Source organism: Hoeflea sp. EC-HK425 (assembly GCF_902498795.1).
GTDB lineage: Bacteria > Pseudomonadota > Alphaproteobacteria > Rhizobiales > Rhizobiaceae > Hoeflea > Hoeflea alexandrii.
In genome coordinates, this window is the sequence record NZ_LR701572.1 from 818,469 (window position 1) to 837,201 (window position 18,733).

18 protein-coding genes are annotated in these 18,733 nt (G+C 60.9%); 15 read left to right on the forward strand and 3 right to left on the reverse strand.

The genetic code is table 11. The features are described 5' to 3' along the window. Positions 1–52: 52 nt before the first annotated feature. The 9 genes from rpoZ (at position 53) to SPHINGO391_RS06680 (ending at position 7,948) form a co-directional block, all read left to right on the forward strand. Entirely contained in the window at positions 53–454 is a 402-nt protein-coding gene (gene rpoZ / locus SPHINGO391_RS06640) for a DNA-directed RNA polymerase subunit omega (RefSeq protein ID WP_152008085.1), read from the forward strand. Positions 455–585: 131 nt separating this feature from the next. Continuing rightward, positions 586–2,826: a bifunctional (p)ppGpp synthetase/guanosine-3',5'-bis(diphosphate) 3'-pyrophosphohydrolase gene (locus SPHINGO391_RS06645; RefSeq protein WP_152008086.1), complete on the forward strand. Its 2,241-nt coding sequence runs from the start codon at positions 586–588 to the stop codon at positions 2,824–2,826. 168 nt (positions 2,827–2,994) lie between these two features. After that, on the forward strand, positions 2,995–3,606 hold the full coding sequence (locus SPHINGO391_RS06650; RefSeq protein ID WP_152008087.1) for a DUF2062 domain-containing protein: 612 nt from the start codon (positions 2,995–2,997) through the stop codon (positions 3,604–3,606). Then, positions 3,603–4,004, forward strand: coding sequence for a holo-ACP synthase (acpS, locus tag SPHINGO391_RS06655; protein WP_152008088.1), 402 nt, complete (start codon positions 3,603–3,605; stop codon positions 4,002–4,004). The genes SPHINGO391_RS06650 and acpS overlap by 4 nt, the downstream gene beginning before the upstream one ends. A 146-nt stretch (positions 4,005–4,150) precedes the next feature. Continuing rightward, a complete protein-coding gene (gene lepB, locus SPHINGO391_RS06660; protein WP_152008089.1) occupies positions 4,151–4,897 on the forward strand; it encodes a signal peptidase I in 747 nt (248 codons plus the stop codon). Then, positions 4,894–5,619 carry a ribonuclease III gene (rnc, locus tag SPHINGO391_RS06665; protein ID WP_152008090.1) on the forward strand — a complete coding sequence of 242 codons (726 nt, stop codon included), beginning with the start codon at positions 4,894–4,896 and terminating at the stop codon, positions 5,617–5,619. The genes lepB and rnc overlap by 4 nt, the downstream gene beginning before the upstream one ends. Next, positions 5,612–6,550, forward strand: a complete 939-nt coding sequence (era, locus tag SPHINGO391_RS06670; protein WP_152008091.1) for a GTPase Era — start codon at positions 5,612–5,614, stop codon at positions 6,548–6,550. The genes rnc and era overlap by 8 nt, the downstream gene beginning before the upstream one ends. Before the next feature lie 121 nt (positions 6,551–6,671). Further along, entirely contained in the window at positions 6,672–7,442 is a 771-nt protein-coding gene (gene recO / locus SPHINGO391_RS06675; protein ID WP_152008092.1) for a DNA repair protein RecO, read from the forward strand. Next, complete coding sequence (locus SPHINGO391_RS06680; protein ID WP_152008093.1) at positions 7,439–7,948, forward strand: PaaI family thioesterase; 510 nt, start codon at positions 7,439–7,441, stop codon at positions 7,946–7,948. Before recO ends, SPHINGO391_RS06680 begins: the two co-directional genes overlap by 4 nt. A gap of 33 nt (positions 7,949–7,981) precedes the next feature. Here the strand turns inward: SPHINGO391_RS06680 and SPHINGO391_RS06685 are convergent, their stop codons facing one another. After that, the gene (locus tag SPHINGO391_RS06685; RefSeq protein WP_244615132.1) at positions 7,982–9,811 is read right to left on the reverse strand and encodes a sigma 54-interacting transcriptional regulator; all 1,830 of its coding nucleotides are present in this window, start codon (positions 9,809–9,811) and stop codon (positions 7,982–7,984) included. Between the two features lie 363 nt (positions 9,812–10,174). Here SPHINGO391_RS06685 and SPHINGO391_RS06690 point away from each other — a divergent pair, with 363 nt between their 5' ends. The 5 genes from SPHINGO391_RS06690 to SPHINGO391_RS06710 are packed head-to-tail and all read left to right on the forward strand — an operon-like array spanning position 10,175 to position 14,094. Then, entirely contained in the window at positions 10,175–11,422 is a 1,248-nt protein-coding gene (locus tag SPHINGO391_RS06690) for a CmpA/NrtA family ABC transporter substrate-binding protein (protein WP_244615376.1), read from the forward strand. Between the two features lie 3 nt (positions 11,423–11,425). Continuing rightward, the gene (gene ntrB, locus SPHINGO391_RS06695; protein WP_152008096.1) at positions 11,426–12,259 is read left to right on the forward strand and encodes a nitrate ABC transporter permease; all 834 of its coding nucleotides are present in this window, start codon (positions 11,426–11,428) and stop codon (positions 12,257–12,259) included. 10 nt (positions 12,260–12,269) lie between these two features. Beyond that, complete coding sequence (locus tag SPHINGO391_RS06700) at positions 12,270–13,154, forward strand: ABC transporter ATP-binding protein (RefSeq protein WP_152008097.1); 885 nt, start codon at positions 12,270–12,272, stop codon at positions 13,152–13,154. Between the two features lie 23 nt (positions 13,155–13,177). Beyond that, positions 13,178–13,630, forward strand: coding sequence for a cyanase (gene cynS, locus SPHINGO391_RS06705; protein ID WP_193217211.1), 453 nt, complete (start codon positions 13,178–13,180; stop codon positions 13,628–13,630). Then, positions 13,630–14,094, forward strand: a complete 465-nt coding sequence (locus tag SPHINGO391_RS06710; protein ID WP_152008098.1) for a nuclear transport factor 2 family protein — start codon at positions 13,630–13,632, stop codon at positions 14,092–14,094. The genes cynS and SPHINGO391_RS06710 overlap by 1 nt, the downstream gene beginning before the upstream one ends. An 80-nt stretch (positions 14,095–14,174) precedes the next feature. Here the strand turns inward: SPHINGO391_RS06710 and SPHINGO391_RS06715 are convergent, their stop codons facing one another. Next, positions 14,175–16,166, reverse strand: coding sequence for a PhoX family phosphatase (locus SPHINGO391_RS06715; RefSeq protein WP_152008099.1), 1,992 nt, complete (start codon positions 16,164–16,166; stop codon positions 14,175–14,177). A 168-nt stretch (positions 16,167–16,334) separates the two neighbouring features. Here SPHINGO391_RS06715 and SPHINGO391_RS06720 point away from each other — a divergent pair, with 168 nt between their 5' ends. Beyond that, entirely contained in the window at positions 16,335–17,417 is a 1,083-nt protein-coding gene (locus SPHINGO391_RS06720) for a serine hydrolase domain-containing protein (RefSeq protein WP_152008100.1), read from the forward strand. A gap of 13 nt (positions 17,418–17,430) precedes the next feature. On the opposite strand, the gene SPHINGO391_RS06725 is transcribed toward SPHINGO391_RS06720, so the two are convergent. Beyond that, a complete protein-coding gene (locus tag SPHINGO391_RS06725; protein WP_152008101.1) occupies positions 17,431–18,666 on the reverse strand; it encodes an MFS transporter in 1,236 nt (411 codons plus the stop codon). Positions 18,667–18,733 lie beyond the last annotated feature (67 nt).

Genomic DNA, 18,733 nt, shown 5'->3' on the forward strand with positions numbered 1-18,733 from the left:
TGTGTTTATCGCATGGTCAAACTCCCCCATAGCAGTTTGCAAAGGACAGGCAATGGCCCGCGTCACAGTCGAAGATTGCATCGACAAGGTTGATAATCGTTTTGAACTGGTATTGCTTGCCAGCCATCGCGCCCGCCAGATCTCCCAGGGCGGACAGATCACGATCTCGCGTGATAACGACAAGAACCCTGTTGTTGCCCTCAGAGAAATCGCAGATGAAACACTTTCGCCCGGCGATCTGAAGGAAGACCTCATTCATTCGCTGCAGAAGCATGTCGAAGTGGACGAGCCGGAGCCCGATCCGGAGCGTTACCTGCAGACTGCAGAGACGACGGAAGAGGTTGTCGCCGAAGACGATCAGCCCGAGGGCGTTTCTTTCGGCTCGATGTCGGAAGAAGAGCTGCTCGCTGGCATCGAAGGACTTGTGCCGCCGGAAAAAAGCGACGACTATTAAGCGTCTGGACGTGGCCTGACGATTTGCATGAATCGGCAGGCCATGAGTCCGGAGGCCGATAGACAGCTGATGCTTTGCAATGCGCCGGTCGTTCGATTCGGCGCATTTTCTTGTTTTGGAGTGCCCATCAGATGATGCGTCAGTACGAGCTCGTGGAGCGCGTGCAAAAATACAAACCGGATGTCAACGAGGCCCTGCTGAACAAGGCTTACGTTTACGCCATGCAGAAACATGGCAAGCAGACGCGTGCGAGCGGGGACCCCTACATCTCCCACCCGCTGGAAGTTGCTGCGATCCTGACCGAGATGCGGCTCGATGAAGCCACCATCGCCGTGGCGCTGCTGCATGACACGATCGAGGACACCTCGGCAACGCGGGCGGAAATCGACGAGCTGTTCGGCGAGGATATCGGGCGGCTGGTGGAAGGGCTGACAAAGATCAAGAAACTCGATCTTGTCACCAAGCGGGCCAAGCAGGCGGAGAATCTGCGCAAGCTGCTGCTGGCGATTTCCGATGATGTGCGGGTGCTTCTGGTCAAGCTGGCCGACCGGCTGCACAACATGCGGACGCTGGAACACGTGCCGCCGGATAAACGCGCCCGCATAGCCGAAGAAACCATGGATATCTATGCCCCGCTGGCTGGACGCATGGGCATGCAGGAAATGCGCGAGGAGCTTGAAGAACTTGCCTTCAAGAACATCAACCAGGAGGCCTATGACACCGTCACGGGCAAGCTGGCGGAGCTGTCCGAGCGCAACCGCGACCTGATCCACACCATCGAGGACGAGCTTTCGGCGCTGTTCAAGCAGCAGGGCATGACGGCACAGGTCAAGGGCCGGCAGAAGAAGGCCTATTCGGTGTTTCGCAAGATGCAGTCCAAGTCGCTGTCGTTCGAGCAGCTCTCCGATGTGTTCGGGTTCCGCATCATCGTCGACAGCGAGGCGGACTGTTACCGGGCGCTGGGCATCGTGCACATGCGCTGGTCGGTGGTGCCGGGACGTTTCAAGGACTACATCTCAACACCGAAGCAGAATGACTACCGTTCGATCCACACGACCATCGTCGGTCCGTCACGGCAGCGCGTCGAGTTGCAGATCCGGACGCGCCGGATGCAGGATGTGGCAGAGCGCGGTGTGGCGGCGCACACGCTCTACAAGGATGCAACGACCGGTGACGAGGCCGTCGTGCTGTCCAAGGATTCCAGGGCCTATTCGTGGCTAAGGCAAACCATCGAGGCATTGTCAGTCGGCGACAACCCCGAGGATTTTCTGGAGCACACCAAGCTCGAGCTGTTTCAGGACCAGGTGTTCTGCTTCACCCCGAAGGGCCAGCTGATCGCGCTGCCGCGCGGGGCGACGCCGATCGACTTCGCCTATGCGGTGCATACCGATATCGGCGACACCTGCGTCGGCTCCAAGATCAACGGTCGGATCATGCCGCTGGTGACACGGCTTGCCAATGGCGACGAGGTGGAGATCCTGCGGTCCGGCGTCCAGGTTCCGCCGCCAGCCTGGGAAGAAATCGTGGTGACCGGCAAGGCGCGGGCGGCAATCCGGCGGGCCACCAAGGCCGCCGTGCGCAAGCAGTATTCCGGGCTCGGCATGCGGATCCTCGAACGGACCTTCACGCGGGCGGGAAAACCGCTGTCGCGTGACGGGTTGAAGCCGGTCCTGCACCGGCTCGGGCACAAGGATGTCGAGGATGTTCTGACGGCGGTTGGTCGCGGCGAACTGGCGTCCGACGACGTGTTCCGCGCGGTCTACCCCAATCACCAGGAGGCCCGGGTATCGCCGCGCAAGCCGGCAGACGAGGGCTGGTTCAATCTGCGCAGCGCCGCCGGGCTCATTTTCAAGCTACCCGGTCTGGGCAAGACCCAGAAATCACCGAGGGCTTCGCGGCAGATCGGTCCTGATCCCGACATGGCGGCGATGCCGATTCGCGGTATGGACGACAATTCGGTGGTCAAGTTCGGGCCCGGCGGCGCGGTGCCTGGCGACCGCATTGTCGGCATTCTCGAAACCGGAGCGGGAATCACCATCTACCCGATCCAGTCGCCGGAGCTGACGAAATTCGATGATGAACCCAACCGCTGGGTCGATATCCGCTGGGACATCGACGAGAACAACAAGAACCGGTTCCCGGCGCGCATTCTTGTCACTGCGATCAATGCACCGGGCACGCTTGCGGAGGTTTCGCAGGCGATCGCGACCAGCGAGACCAACATCCAGAATTTGACCATGGTGCGGGTTGCGGCGGACTTTACCGAGATGCTGATTGATCTGCAGGTCTGGGATCTCAAGCACCTCAACCAGCTGATCACGCAATTGAAGGAACTGGGATCCGTATCGACCGTCGAGCGGATTTATCAGTAGCCTTGCGGCGGCGTGGAAAACCGGACGGATTTTCAGGCGGGCCTTTACCAGTTCTTCGCGGTTGTCTGGCAGGCTTGGTGGCAATGACAAAGGATGAAAGGCGTTCTGGAAAATTTGTTGTCGGGCTGACTTAGAGCTGACACAAAAAGAGCGATATACGGACACGACATGCTGTTTCGTCGCCGAAGACCCGAAGGATTTTTTGACCGGTTGCGCACCGCGCTCTGGCCGAGGAGATCGTTTGGCCGGTCGTTCCAGTATTTCATCAAGCGGGTGCTGCGGCTGACGGCGACTCCGCACGCGATCGCGGCTGGTGTTGCGGCAGGGGTGTTTGCATCCTGGACGCCGCTGCTCGGGTTTCATTTCATCCTGGCGTTCGCGCTCTCCTACGTGCTTGCGGGCAACATGGTGGCCGCTGCATTGGGGACAGCCTTCGGCAATCCGCTTTCGTTTCCCTTCATCTGGGCGCTGACGCTCAAGGTCGGAAACATGCTGATCGGGGTCGAAACCGGCGTCCACCAGAAGCACGTCAATCTTGAAGCCCTGCTGCGTCACCTTGATGTCGGTCAATTGTGGGAGCCTGTGCTCAAGCCGATGCTGATCGGGGCGATCCCGCCCGGTGTCATCACCGGCGTGGCAATCTATGTCCTGACCTACTGGGGTGTGCGGGCGTTTCAGACACAGCGCAAATCCAGACTGGCGGCGCGGGCCAAGGCACGGCTTCGTGAACTGGCTGCGGCAAGAGCCGAGCGAACGGCGGACAGGGCAAACAGGGCGTGATCATCGGAATTGGCAGTGATCTGATTGACATCAGGCGGATCGAGAAGACCCTCGAACGTCACGGCGATCGTTTCATCCGGCGCTGCTTTACGGATGTCGAGCGGGCCAAGTCGGATCGCCGGGCCTTGCGTGCGGCTTCCTACGCCAAGAGGTTCGCGGCGAAGGAGGCTTGCTCCAAGGCACTTGGAACAGGGTTGTCGAGAGGCGTGTTCTGGCGGGACATGGGCGTTGTGAACCTGCCGGGCGGCAAGCCCACCATGCAATTGACCGGCGGGGCGGCCGAGCGCCTCAAGGAGATGACGCCTGACGGCATGAGGTGCGCCATTCATCTGACGATAACCGATGACTATCCGCTGGCGCAGGCGTTCGTGATCATCGAGGCGCTTGGCCGGGACTGACGTCAACCCGGCGCTTCTCCCGGAATCGAGCTGTTTCGAACCGGCCGCGTGCGGCACAATGCGCGACATCGGCAAGCGGTGTTGCCCGGAACGATGCAAACGGCTAGAGAAAGCGCTTCCGCGCCCTATCTTGAGGAACTCAACGCGTGTCAGATACAAAAAAAGACCAATCCGGCGGACTTTGGGAGAACATCAAGGTCCTCGTGCAGGCGCTGCTGCTTGCGGTGATCATCCGCACCCTGTTCTTCCAGCCGTTCAGCATACCGTCGGGGTCGATGATGGAAACGCTGCTGGTCGGCGATTATCTGTTCGTGTCGAAATATTCCTACGGCTACACCAAGTACTCGATTCCGTTCTCGCCGGACCTGTTCTCCGGCCGGATCTGGAGCAATGAGCCGGAACGGGGCGATGTCGCCGTGTTCCGCCTGCCCAGCAACACCAAGATCGACTACATCAAGCGCGTCGTCGGGCTTCCCGGAGACCGTATCCAGGTGACTGACGGACAGCTCTTCATCAATGGTGAAGCGGTCAAGCGCGAACTCGTCGGCAGCTATACGCCGGAAGGACGCTACAGCCAGAGCACGGATGTGCCGGTCTACCGGGAAACCCTGCCCAACGGGGTGAGCTACACGACGCTCGATCTGACGCCGAATTCGCCGGGCGACAACACGCGCGAGTTCGTGGTTCCCGAAGGCCATTACTTCATGATGGGCGACAATCGCGACAACTCGCAGGACAGCCGGTTCGAGGTTGGCTATGTGCCACTTGAGAACTTCATCGGCCGGGCAACGATCATCTTCTTCTCGATCGGCGAGGGCGCATCGCCGCTGGAGATCTGGAAATGGCCGACTGACCTCAGGTTGGAGCGGTTCTTCAAATCAGCTCAGCGATGAAACGCGCGGCCAGGAAAGCAGCGGACATCGTCGCCCGGGTCGAGGAACGCATCGGCCACAGATTTGCCGATGCGGGCAGGCTCGAGCGGGCGTTGACGCACTCCAGCCTGCGCAATCCGTCGGGCGGAAACTACGAGCGGCTGGAGTTTCTTGGTGACCGGGTGCTCGGCCTGTGTGTGGCTGAACTGCTGTTTGACCATTTCCGCGACGCCAGCGAGGGCGAATTGTCGGTGCGTCTCAACCAGCTTGTCAGTGCGCAGACCTGCGGGGAGGTGGCCGACGAGCTTGGATTGCACGAGTTCATCCGCACCGGTGCGGATGTGAAGCAGGTGACCGACAAGCGGATGTTGAATGTGCGCGCCGATGTGGTCGAGTCCATCATTGCCGCGATCTATCTTGATGCTGGGCTCGAGGCGGCGCGGGATTTCATCCACGCTCACTGGAAGGGGCGGGCCTTTGCGGAGGACGCCGCACGGCGCGACGCCAAGACCGAATTGCAGGAATGGGCCCATGCCCGTTACGGCGTGACCCCGGTTTACCGGGTGACCGACCGGTCCGGCCCCGACCATGAGCCGGTGTTCAAAGTGACCGTCGAGATTGAAGGGGCCAAGCCCGCCAGCGGCGTCAGCCGCTCCAAGCGTGCCGCCGAACAGGCCGCAGCGACCGCACTCCTTGAGCGCGAAGGCGTCTGGCAGGCAAATGCAGGAAAAGATGATGAATGATACACCTGAAACAGAGGTAAGCCCGGCGGAACCGCAGGGCCCGACCCGGTCCGGCTTCGTGGCGCTGATCGGCGCTCCGAATGCGGGAAAATCAACCCTGATGAACCAGCTTGTCGGCGCCAAGGTGTCGATCGTCTCGCACAAGGTGCAGACGACGCGGGCGATCGTGCGCGGCATTGCCATTCACGACCGGACCCAGATCGTGTTCATCGACACGCCGGGGATCTTCACGCCGAAGCGCCGGCTCGACCGGGCGATGGTGACGACTGCCTGGGGTGGCGCCAAGGATGGCGACCTGGTGCTGGTGCTTGTAGACGCCGAGCGCGGGATCAAGGGAGACGCCGAAGCGCTGCTCGATTCGCTTGCCGAACGCCAGGGGCGGACGATCCTGGTGATCAACAAGATCGACCAGGTCAAGCGCGACACGCTCTTGGCGCTGACGGCCGCCATTCACGAGAAGGCCAGATTTGACGAGACCTTTATGATCTCGGCACTCAACGGCTCGGGCTGCAAGGACCTGATGGATTACCTGGCGAAAACGCTGCCGGAAGGTCCATGGTACTATCCCGAAGACCAGATCTCCGACCTGCCGATGCGGCAGCTGGCGGCCGAGATCACTCGCGAGAAGCTGTTTTTGCGGCTGCATCAGGAACTGCCCTATGCCTCGCATGTCGAGACGGAAAGCTGGGAAGAGAAGAAGGACGGCTCGGTTCGCATCGAGCAGGTCATCTATGTCGAGCGCGAAAGCCAGAAGAAGATCGTGCTTGGCCACAAGGGAGAGACCATCAAGGCCATCGGCCAGGCATCGCGCAAGGAAATCTCCGAGATCCTCGAGCAGAAGGTGCACCTGTTCCTGTTCGTCAAGGTCCGCGAGAACTGGGGCAATGATCCCGAGCGATACCGCGAGATGGGACTTGAATTTCCGCATTAATGCATGTCGCGTTCAAATGTGTTTATTTGAACGATAACGTACATGCATCGATTTAAGGAGTTGCAGCAGCCTTTGCGCATCCAGGAGGATGCGCGGTGCTGTAAGCGGGCAAGGTCACGCGATGGAATGGCGAGACGAGGGCATCATACTGGGCCTGCGAAAGCACGGCGAGACCTCGGTTATCGCCGAGGTCATGACCAAGGCGCATGGCCGGCACCTGGGCATCGTGCGCGGCGGGCGTTCCAAGCGGCTGCAGCCGGTGCTTCAACCGGGCAATTCGGTGGATCTTGTCTGGCGCGCCCGGCTCGACGAGCATCTCGGACAATACCAGGTCGAACTGTTGAACGCGCGCGCCGGACGGCTGATGGAGAGCGCCATCGGCGTGCACGGTGTGCAGGCGATGGCCGCCTTGTTGCGGCTGTTGCCGGAGCGCGATTCCCATCCGCGGCTGCACGATGCGTTCGCGATCATTCTCGACAGCCTGGATACGCCGCAGGAAGCCGGGGCGCTTTATGTCCGGTTCGAACTCGCGGTGCTTGAAGACCTCGGCTTCGGACTTGATCTGAGCACCTGTGCTGCCACCGGCGCCCATACCGATCTCATCTATGTCTCGCCCAAATCGGGCCGGGCGGTGTCCGCCGAAGCCGGCCGCCCCTGGGCTGACCGGATGCTGGCGCTGCCGGCCTTCCTGCCCGATCGCACCCAGGCCTGCACGAGCGCGGATATGCTCGACCAGGCTTTCAGGCTGACCGGCTATTTTCTCGGCCGGCACGTATTTGAGCCGCGCGGTGTCGAGCCGCCGATCAGCCGCGAGAGCTTTTGCGCGGCAGCCTTGCGGGCAATGCCGCAAGAGCCGCGCGTTTCCCCCTCACTTCAGGAACCGATTTCATGACCGATGACACCAACCAACGCGCCAACGGTCAGTTTACCGGCGTCGTGCCACTCGATTTAGTCGCCAGGGAAGGCGGCCTGTCGGTGATGAAAGGCATTCTCGAAGGCCGGCTGCCGGGCGCGGCCATGGCCAGGACGCTCAATTTCTGGCTCACAAAAGTCGAGGAAGGCCTGATCGTGTTCACCGGAACACCGGGCGTCGACCATCTCAATCCGCTTGGCACGGTTCACGGCGGATGGGCGGCGACGATCATGGATTCCGCGCTCGCCTGTGCTGTGATGACGATGATCAAGCCAGGCGAGGGCTACACGACGGTGGAGTTCAAGCTCAACCTGACCCGGCCGATCCTGCCGGATATGGGTGAACTGGCCTGCGAGGGGCGGGTTGTGCACCGGGGCAAGACGATTGCCACTTCGGAGGCCTATCTCAGAGACAGCTCGGGCAAACTTCTGGCGCATGGCACGGAAACCTGCGCGATCTTCCCGATCGACAAGCTGATGCGCTGAGGGGTGCCACCCAGACGCGGGCAGGCCCGAGCTCTACTCGCTTTCCTCGAGCACGATGCCGTATTTCTTGATCCGGGAATAGAGCGTCGTGGGCTTGATGCCCATCAATTGCGCGGCGCCCTCTTCGCCTGAAACGCGCCCACCGCAGCGCTTCAGGCAGGCGATGATGTTGCTGACCTGCAAATCCTGCATCTGTTGCTCGGTGAGGATATCCAAATGCTCTGCGCGGCTGTGTCCGCTCGCGCCCTTTTGCAGATCGAGGATCAGCTTTTCGCCGCGCGAGAGGATGGCACCGCGTTCGACCACGTTCTGCAGCTCCCTGACATTGCCGGGCCAGTGGTAATCCTGCAACTGGCGGATATTGGCTTTGGTGATCGTCGGTTTCTGCAGGTTCAGCCGCTCGCAGGCGAGGGTAAGGAAGTGCTGTGTCAGCTCGGGGATGTCAGACAGGCGTTCGCGCAGGGGCTGACACTCGATCGGAAACACATTGAGATAGAAATAGAGATCCTGGCGCAGGGTTCCGTTCGTGATGCAGGCGTTGAGATCCTTGCTCGAGGAGGCGATGACGCGAACATTGATCTTGCTGATGCGGTTGTCGCCCAGCCGCTCGAGCGTCTGTTCCTGCAGGGTCTTGAGGATCTTGCCTTGGAGCTCTATCGGGATTTCGGAGACTTCGTCGAGGTAGAGAGTACCGCCATTGGCGATTTCCAGCTTGCCGGTTCGGTCGTGGACAGCGCCCTGGAAGGCGCCGCGGACGTGGCCGAACAGTTCGCTTTCGAAGGTCGAGGGAGAGATGCCGGCGCAGTTGATGCGGATGATCGGCCGCCGCGCGCGCGAACTCGACTTGTGGATGGCGGACGCAATCAGCGATTTGCCTGTGCCGCCTTCGCCGGTGATCAACACATTGCTCTGGGTCCTGGCGACCAGTTCGATCTGCGCCAGAGTGCGCATGATGGCGGGTGAGGATCCGGCCAGGTCGTAGTGGGAGCGGACATTGCGTATTTCTTCCTGCAAATACTCGTTTTCCTGCTCGAGGCGTTCGCGCAGGGCGTCGATCTGATCCATCGCCGCGCGCAGCTTGCGTTCGTTCTCGCGCCGCTCCGAAACATCGCGGAAGATCACCACTGCGCCGGCCAAGACCTGCTGGTCGTAAATCGGGGTCGAGGTGTACTCCACCTGGATGGGGCGGCCATTCTTGTGCCAGAACACCTCGTCTTCGACCCGGTTGACCTGCTCATTTCGGAACGAATGGTAGATCGGGCATTCCCGCGAGGGGTATTTGCGGCCATCGAGATGGTGATGGTGGATCATGGCGTGGATGTCCTCGCCAAGCAGATCCTCCTTGGTCCAGCCCAGCATCTCCTGCGCGGCATTGTTGACGAAGGTGGTTTTGCCTTCGAGATTGATGCCGTAGATGCCTTCCCCGGCGGCGTCGAGGATCAGCCGGTTCTCGTTTTCCATCTCCCGGAAGAAATCGCGCGCCCGGTCCCACTCCATCAGGCCCCTGGCGTGCAGTTTGTGGGTGGAGACATTCTGCGAGCGGGTGTCATAGGCGGCCATGTCGATGATCTGCATGACCAGATAGGTCGCGCCGCCATGGCTGACCGTGGAGCCGTGAATTTCGGTGTCGATCTCGCGACCGGCTGAGCTGATAACCGGCAGATCGCGGGTCCAGCTGGTTTTGTAGTGGTCGACCTTTTCGGTGAAAACGATCAGCTCCGGCAAACGGCCGACCAGGAAGCTGGCAAAATCCTTGCCGGGCAAGTCATCGTTGGCAAGCAACTGGGCGGCAGCACCGTTGGCCGCGACAATCAGGCCGCTAAAGGTGTCGAGCGCGATGCAGGGAAGGATGCTCGAATGCACATGGCTATGCGGAAGGGGCGGCGGGATGGTCATCCGGCAACATTGCGCATTGCAGCATGAAAAATCAACGAAATTTCGTAATTCACGATAATTCGTAATTTTTTGAACAAGGGTGACGCCTAATAGTCCAGTTTAAACAACGTCTTGCAAATTTTCCCGGGAATTCGATTTTTGCGGACTTCTGTGTTTGAGCCGTTAGTCTTGGGTCAGGAATTAGCGCAGGAGACCCCGATGACAGTCAAGAGTCTAAACGACCCCTTCTCAAGCAAGGCCGATCTGCGGCACGGCGCCAAGTGCGGATGCTCCGCGTGTGCACCGGCGTCCGGCATTCGCGAAGAGAGTACGTTGCAGTCGAGCGAACAGATGATGGAGCGCGCGATCGAAAGCGCCATCGTGCGGTCTGTTTTCGGGCATTCCGACATCAGCCGCCGGTCCTTCATGGGCCTGGTCGGGGGAGGGACGGCTGCCGCCGCTCTTGCGTCTATCTTCCCGATGGACAAGGCCAAGGCGGCATTGCTCGACACTTTGGGCAAGCCTGAGAAAACCGATCTCAACATCGGCTTTGTGCCGATTACCTGCGCAACGCCGATCATCATGGCGCAACCGCTCGGCTTTTATGAGCGCTACGGTCTGAACGCGCAGGTGATCAAGACCGCCGGATGGGCGGTGGCGCGCGACAAGTCGCTGGCCGGCGAATATGACGCGAGCCACATGCTGACCCCGATGCCATTGGCGATGACGCTCGGCGCCGGCTCGGTGGCCGAACCCTACATCATGCCCGCGGTTGAAAACATCAACGGCCAGGCCATCGTGCTGTCGAACGAGCACAAGGACAAGCGCGATCCGAAGCAGTGGAAGGGTTTCACCTTCGGCGTGCCGTTCGAATACTCGATGCACAATTTCCTGCTTCGCTACTATGTCGCCGAGCACGGCCTCGATCCGGATGTCGACATCCAGATCCGTGTCGTACCGCCGCCGGAAATGGTTGCCAACCTGCGCGCCGGAAACCTCGACGGTTACCTGTCGCCGGATCCGTTCAACCAGCGTGCCGTCTGGGAAAATATCGGCTTCATCCACATCCTGACCAAGGAAATCTGGGAAGGCCATCCCTGCTGCGCATTTGCCGCGCCGCTGTCGTTTGCCACCGAGTTGCCCAACACCTACGGGGCGCTGCTCAAGGCGATCATCGACGCAACGCAATACGCTTCCAATCCCGACAACCGGAAAGAGATCTCGGCGGCGATCGCGCCGACCAATTATCTCAACCAGCCGGTCGAGGTCATCGAGCAGGTACTCACGGGAACCTACGCGGATGGGCTGGGCGAAGTGAAGCAGGTGCCCGACCGCATCGACTTCGATCCGTTCCCCTGGCACTCGATGGGTGTGTGGATTCTCACGCAGATGAAGCGCTGGGGCTATATCGAGGGCGACATCGACTACAAGGCGGTGGCCGAGCAGGTGTACCTCGCCTCCGATGCGAGGAAGATCATGACCGATCTCGGCTACGACGCCCCGGCGGAGAGCTACAAGTCGCACGTCATCATGGGCAAGACTTTCGATCCCGCGACGCCGGAAGACTACGTTTCGAGCTTTGCGATCAAAAAAGGCTGACGCATGACTGACATGTCCGTGAACAAGCGCGCGGCTATCCTCTCGTTCATCCTGCTGATCGGCGGCCTCCTTTTGTGGGAGGCCGCCATTCCAGGGCAGAAGGCGGTGGGAGAGCTGACCGAATATGAGCGACTGACGGGGGGTGGGGCGCAGAAAGCCGGCGTTCCGCCGCCGAGCCAGGTGCTGGAAAAGGCGTGGGAGCAGCTGAGCGACCCGTTCTACGATGCGGGTCCGAACGACAAGGGGATCGGCATCCAGATCGGCTATTCGATCTACCGCGTGCTGGCCGGCTATTTCCTGGCGGCGCTGATCGCCATACCGTTGGGCTTCCTGATCGGCATGTCCCCGGTTGCCTACAAGGCGCTCAATCCCTTCATCCAGGTACTCAGGCCGATCTCGCCGCTGGCGTGGATGCCGCTGGCGCTGTTCATCATCCAGGACAGCGAGACCAGCGCGATCTTCGTGATTTTCATCTGTTCGATCTGGCCGATGCTGATCAACACCGCCTTTGGCGTTGCCGGAGTGCGCAAGGACTGGGTCAATGTCGCACGGACCCATGAGCTCGGTGCCCTGCGCACCGCCTTTATGGTGATCCTGCCGGCGGCCGCTCCAACGATCGTGACCGGCATGCGCATTTCCATCGGCATTGCCTGGCTGGTGATCGTTGCGGCCGAAATGTTGGTCGGCGGCACGGGTATTGGATACTACGTCTGGAACGAGTGGAACAATCTCGATCTGACCTCGGTCATCTTTTCCATCCTGATGATCGGCGTTGTCGGCATGGCGCTCGACGCGATGTTCGGTGTGTTGCAGCGCTTTGTCGTCTACAGCGAATAGGAGAACCACCGTGACCACTCCTTTCTTGAGCGTTGAACGCCTTAGCCAGAGATACCCGGACGGGGAAGGCGGCCAGACCACGATTTTCGAGAATGCCAGTTTCGGCATCGAGCGGGGCGAATTCGTCGTCATTCTCGGCCACTCGGGCTGCGGCAAGTCGACGATCATGAACATCCTGGCCGGACTGGCCGAGGCCAGCGAGGGCGTTGTCATCATGGATGGCAAGGAGGTCTCCGGACCCAGCCTTGATCGCGGCGTGGTGTTTCAGAACTATTCGCTGCTGCCCTGGCTGAGCGCGCTCAAGAACGTGACGTTTGCCGTCGCGGCCCGTTATCCGGACTGGTCGAAGGACCAGGTTCTGAGCCACTCGAAGAAGCATCTCGAGATGGTCGGCCTGAGCGCGGATGTGTTCCACCGAAAGCCGAGCCAGCTGTCGGGCGGCATGCGCCAGCGTGTGTCTATCGCCCGGGCGTTTTCGATCAGTCCGAAGCTGCTGTTGCTGGACGAGCCGTTCGGTGCGCTCGATGCGCTGACGCGGGGCACCATTCAGGACGAGCTGCTGAAGGTCTGGGCGGGGACCAACCAGACCGTGTTCATGATCACCCACGATATCGACGAGGCAATCCTGCTGGCGGACCGCATCCTGCTGATGACCAACGGCCCGTTCGCGCGGGTGGCGGAATCCGTGGAGATCACCATTCCGCGGCCGCGCAACCGGATCGAGATCGTCGAGCATCCGAACTACTACGCGATCCGCAATCATCTGGTGCAGTTCCTTGGCAAACATTCGAAGGAACTCGCAGGACCGACAGACGCCGTCGAGAACCGGCCCGAGACAGTCCGCATCGACAAGACCGCGCCGGCTGCGCGGTCGCCCAAGAAACTCGCCGTTTAACACCCTGAGCAGGAGACTTCATCATGGCCAAAATGATGACCAAGGAAGACGTGACCGAAATGATACTGTCTGCCAAGCGCACGACAGGCATGAAATGGGAGGACATCGCCGAGAAGATCGGCATGTCGCCGGTGTGGACGCATTCGGCCGCAATGGGCATGAACGCGATGCCCAAGGACAAGGCCGAGGCGATGGTCTCCGTGATGGGGCTGCCGCAGGAGGCGGCGCTGGTGCTGCAGGAGTATCCCACCAAGATCTGGGAGCAGGCAGTGCCGACCGACCCCTGCGTCTACCGGCTCTACGAAATCGTCGGGGTCTATGGTCCGACGATCAAGACGCTGATCCAGGAGGAGTTCGGCGACGGCATCATGTCGGCCATCGATTTCGACATGCAGATCACCCGCGTGGCCAATCCCAAGGGCGACCGGGTCAAGATCGAGATGTCGGGCAAGTTCCTGGGCTACAATTCCTGGTAATGTCGCGGCCTCCCTTCCCACCTTTCACCGAGCAGTCGGCGGTCCAGAAGATCAGGGCCGCCGAGGACGGCTGGAACGGCCGCGACCCGGCTAAGGTCGCGCTCGCCTACACGCCGGACAGCAGGTGGCGGAACCGGAGCGAGTTCATCAATGGGCGCAGCGAAATCGAGGCGTTCCTGACCCGAAAGTGGGAAAAGGAGCTCGAGTACCGGCTGATCAAGGAGCTGTGGGCGTATTCCGGCAACCGTATCGCGGTCCGCTTTGCCTATGAGTGGCATGATGCGGCGGGAACCTGGTACCGTTCCTATGGCAACGAGAACTGGGAATTCGACGAGGCGGGCTACATGATGACGCGCCACGCCAGTATCAATGATGTCGAGATCGCCGAAGCAGACCGGAAATTTCACTGGCCGCAGGGGCGGCGGCCGGAAGAGCATCCGGGATTGACGGAACTCGAATTGTAGACCGGCGCCGATCTATGGGTCTCTGAACGACGAAGGGCGCCGCATGGGCGCCCTTCGCGTTGATGGCTTGTGTGAGCCGGTCAGGCCATGCCGATCTTGCCGCCGCCCTGCTTGGTGACAGCGACGACAGCCGGACGCACCGGCATGTCGTCGCGGAAATCGGGCCAGCGGGTGGCGGGCTGCTCATAGGTGGCGAGGCCTTCGTCACCGGGATGCTGAACCGCGAGGAACACGGTTTCGCCTGTCGGATCGAAAAGCGGGCCGCACATCTCGGCGCCGACCGGAACCCGGAAGAACAGTTTCGAGGTGGCTCGCGCATCCCCATTCGTATCGACGGCCCACAGACCATCGGTACGCCCGGTCCGCTTTTCGGAATTGCCGTCTGTCGAGACCCAGAGGCGTCCGTCAGCATCGATGGCGCAGTTGTCGGGCATGCCGAACCAGCCGTTGGTGGTGGTGGCTGAGGAGAAGCTGGCGCCGACTTCGGCGACCGCCGGATCTCCGCATTTGAGCAGGATTTCCCAGGTCGATTTGGTGGAAGCGAAGTCGCCATCGGTTTCGCTGATTTCGATGATGTGACCGAAGGCGTTGTTGGCGCGCGGGTTGGCGGCGTTCTCGTCGCCTTCCTTGCGCCGGGTGTTGTTGGTCAGCATGCAATAGACCTTGCCGGTCATGGCATTGGGCTGAACGTCTTCGGGACGGTCCATCTTCGTGGCACCGAGAAGGTCGCCGGCGCGGCGGGCCTCGATCACCACGTCGGCCTGGCTCATGAAGCCGTTGTCGGCATTGAGCGGGCCTTCACCGTGAACCAGCGGCATCCAGTCAACCGTGCCGTCCGCATCAAAGCGCGCGACATAGAGGATGCCATCGTCGAGAAGGTCCATGTTGGCCGCGCGGTCATCGGGGTTGTAGGCGGCGCTGGTGACAAACTTGTAGACATAGTCGAAGCGTTCGTCATCGCCGCAGTAAAACACCACGCGGCCATCCTTGTTGACAACGCTTTCAGCACCTTCATGTTTCATGCGGCCAAGTGCCGTGCGCTTCTTCGGTACCGAGTTGGGGTCCATCGGATCGACTTCGACAACCCAGCCGAAGCGGTTGGGTTCATTGGGCTCCTTGGAGACATCGAAGCGGTCGTGATGCGTGCCCCAGTTGTACCAGCCGGCGGGAGCGCCGTAGCGCTTGTAGTTGACGGCTTCGGGATGGCCTTCCGGCAGTTCGCCGATGAAGTAGCCGTGGAAGTTTTCCTCGGCCATCAGCCATGTGCCCCAGGGCGTGACGCCGCCGGCGCAGTTGTTGAGCGTGCCGAACACCTTCGTGCCTGACGTGTCCGCATTGGTCTTGAGGCGGTCGTGACCGGCGGCCGGACCGGTCAGCGCCATCTCGGTGCCGACGTGCAAACGGCGGTTCATCTTGCCGTCGAGGACCGGCATCCATTTGCCGTCCTGCTTGCGGATTTCGATGACGGTGCCACCGTGTGCGGCCATTTCGATGTCGACGATATCCTTGGTGAACTCGCCCATCATCACCTTGTCCTTGCCTTCACCATCCTTGCCGATGGTCGCCCAGTTGGGGAACATCAGTTCGGCGTTGGTGTATTCGTGGTTGACCACGAGCAGTCCATGGTCGTCGGCACCATCGAGCGGAATGAAGCCGACATAATCGTTGTTGTAGCCGAACTGTTTCGACTGGCTTTCCGCCGTCTGGTTCATCGGATCGAAATCCGGCGAATCTGCAAAGACCTTGTCGCCCCAGCGCAGCAGAACATCGGCGTCATAGCCTTCGGCAACGTGATGGGTTTCATCGACGCCGGCCTCGACTTCGGTGAACGAAAAGGCGCTCATACCTTCCGCACGGGCCTCATCGGCGATCATCAGCGCCAGCGGGCTGACGGTCGTGGCAATGGCGGTGACGGCGAGCGAGCCGCCAAGGAAGCCGCGGCGCGAGAAACGGCGGTTGATAATGTCGCCCATTGTGGGATTGTCTGACGGGTTGCGGCCGACATCTTCTTCCGCTTCGCGCAGTTCGGTGAGGTTGATGATTTCTTCATCTGGCTTGAACATGTCGTTCATGGCTTTCTCCATCGTGTTGGACTGACCCCGATGAATCCAAATGTACCAATTTGCGTAACGAGCTTATGACAGTTGACGCAGGATTGCAGCCTTCCTGTTTAGAAGCGGTGCGCATTGCAGCGCGCTCGCTGGCCTACCCGCGGTTCGTGCCGGCTCGGAGGAGTGGAAATGATGACACTGAGAATGGTCTTGCTGGGAAGCGCTGTCGGCCTTGCGCTCGGATGGCTGGCAGTCCCGGCAGCGGCAGGTGAACTGGAAGACTACCGGAGTGCGCTTGAAGAGTTTCTTGCGGAAAACGGACTTGCCGGCGGGACACTCTTTGTGCGGGGACCGGAAACCGAGATCGAGGTTGTTGCCGGCATGGCCGAGACCGGGACCCGGCGGCCGGTGACACCGGATACGCGGTTCTACATAGCCTCCACCGGCAAGATGATGGTTGCCGCCGCGGTCCTCGCCCATGTCGAAAAGGGGGATCTCGATCTCGATGCCAAGGTCTGGCCGCTGGTTCGCGATCTGCCGGGTATTGATGCGCTTGAGGGGATTGGTGAAGTCACGCTTCGCCAATTGCTCAATCATACCTCCGGTCTCGCAGATTATCTCGACGACAGTTTTGTGGGCGCTGCCCTGCTTGATATGAAGCGGCGGTGGAGCGAGGCCGAGGCCCTTGCCTTTGCCTATGGAGAACCTGCCTATGGCGCGCCCGGCGAGATTTTTGAGTACTCCAACAGCAATTATGTGCTGCTCGGCCATATTCTCAAAAACCGATCTGCGGATCTGGAGGCCGCACTTTGGGAGAGCGTGTTCGTTCCCTCGGGCATGTTGGCGACCACGGTCGGCGCCTCCGCGGAGGCGGCCGATCTCGCACATGGCTACGCCGGCGAAACCGGGAATACTGATGTCAGTCAGTTGTCCTGGGCGAGTGTTCTGGCGGACGGGCCGCTGGTCAGCACCGCGCGGGATGTTGCAGGTTTCCTGCAGGCGTTGATGCGCGAACAGAGGATACTCAAAGCCGATCTGCTTGAAGAGATGCTGGCCGGCTCTAAGCAGGACGATAGCTACGGTCTCGGCATGGCCAACGGCGGCGATGATTGGGGCGACTGGTACGGCCATTCGGGCAGCTATGATGGTTTCGAGGCAGACGCCCGGTACTATCCAGATGCCGATCTGGTGCTGGTCTATACGGTCAACGGCAACAGCGTCACGGATACGGATCTTCTGGATCTCGCCGCTGGAATCTACTTCGACAACTAATCGCCCTGTCGTCTCATTCCGCCGGCGCCAGTTCCGGCCGCTCCACGGCCTGTTCCCGGATCGGCCAGTGGACGATCGCGGCGAAGATGCCGAGTGCCACGCCCAGCCACCAGACCGGGTTGTAGGTGCCGAAGATGTCGTAGAGATAGCCGCCGAGCCAGACGCCGAGGAAGGAGCCGACCTGGTGGGCGAGAAACACCACCCCACCCAGCATGCCGAGATGGCCGGTGCCGAACATGATTGCCACCAGCGCGTTGGTCGGAGGCACGGTCGACAGCCAGAGCAGGCCCATGACGATGGCGAAGATCACCACCGAGGTGCTGGTCTGCGGCAGCAGCAGGAACGCGGTGACGGCGATTGAACGGCCGATATAGATCCAGACCAGTGCCATCGGCTTGGAATAACGCTGACCGATATAGCCCGAGGCCAGCGAACCGATGATGTTGAAAAAGCCGATGAGCGCCAGCGACAGCACCGCAAAGGAGCTTTCGATACCGATATCGCGCAGATAGGCCGGGAAGTGGGCGGTGATGAAGGCCACCTGGAAGCCGCATACGAAGAAACCGGAGACCAGCAGCAGGTAGCTCTTGTGGCCGAGCGCTTCGCGCAGGGCTTCACCGATAGACTGCTTGTACTGAAGCGCCGATTGCGAGCCGGAATTCGAGTTGCCGCGCAGCGGAATGGCCAGGAACGGGATGATGAACATCATCGCCGCCATCCAGATAAGCGCTTCCTGCCAGCCATAGGCATCGATCAGGCCCTGGCTCAGCGGTGCGAAGACGAACATGCCGGCCGAGCCGGCTGCCGTGCCTATGCCGAACGCCATGGAGCGCCGCTCCGGCGCGACATTGCGGGCAAACGCTGCCAGCACGATGCCGAAGGAGGCCGACGCAATGCCCAGCCCGACGAGGACGCCGCCGCCGATGTAGAACCAGCCGGGGCTTGGCGCCACCGACATGATGAACAGTCCGCTCGAATAGACAAATGCGGACAGGGCCAGCACCTTCCAGGTGCCGAACTTGTCGGCAATCGCGCCAAAAAACGGCTGGCCCAAGCCCCAGAACAGGTTCTGGATCGCCATGGCGAGACCAAAGGTCGTCCGGTCCCAGCCTGTGTCAGCGAGCATCGGCAACTGGAAGAAGCCCATGGCCGAACGTGGTCCGAAGGACAGGAGCGAGATCAGCGAACCGGCGATGATGATCAGCCAGGGCAGCGATGGAACGGCTGGGGAGGGGCGGGTTTCGGACATGAACGGCTCCTGAGATGTGGGGCGACTTTAGGCATTTCCATCCATTCGACAAGTGCATTTGTTTGAA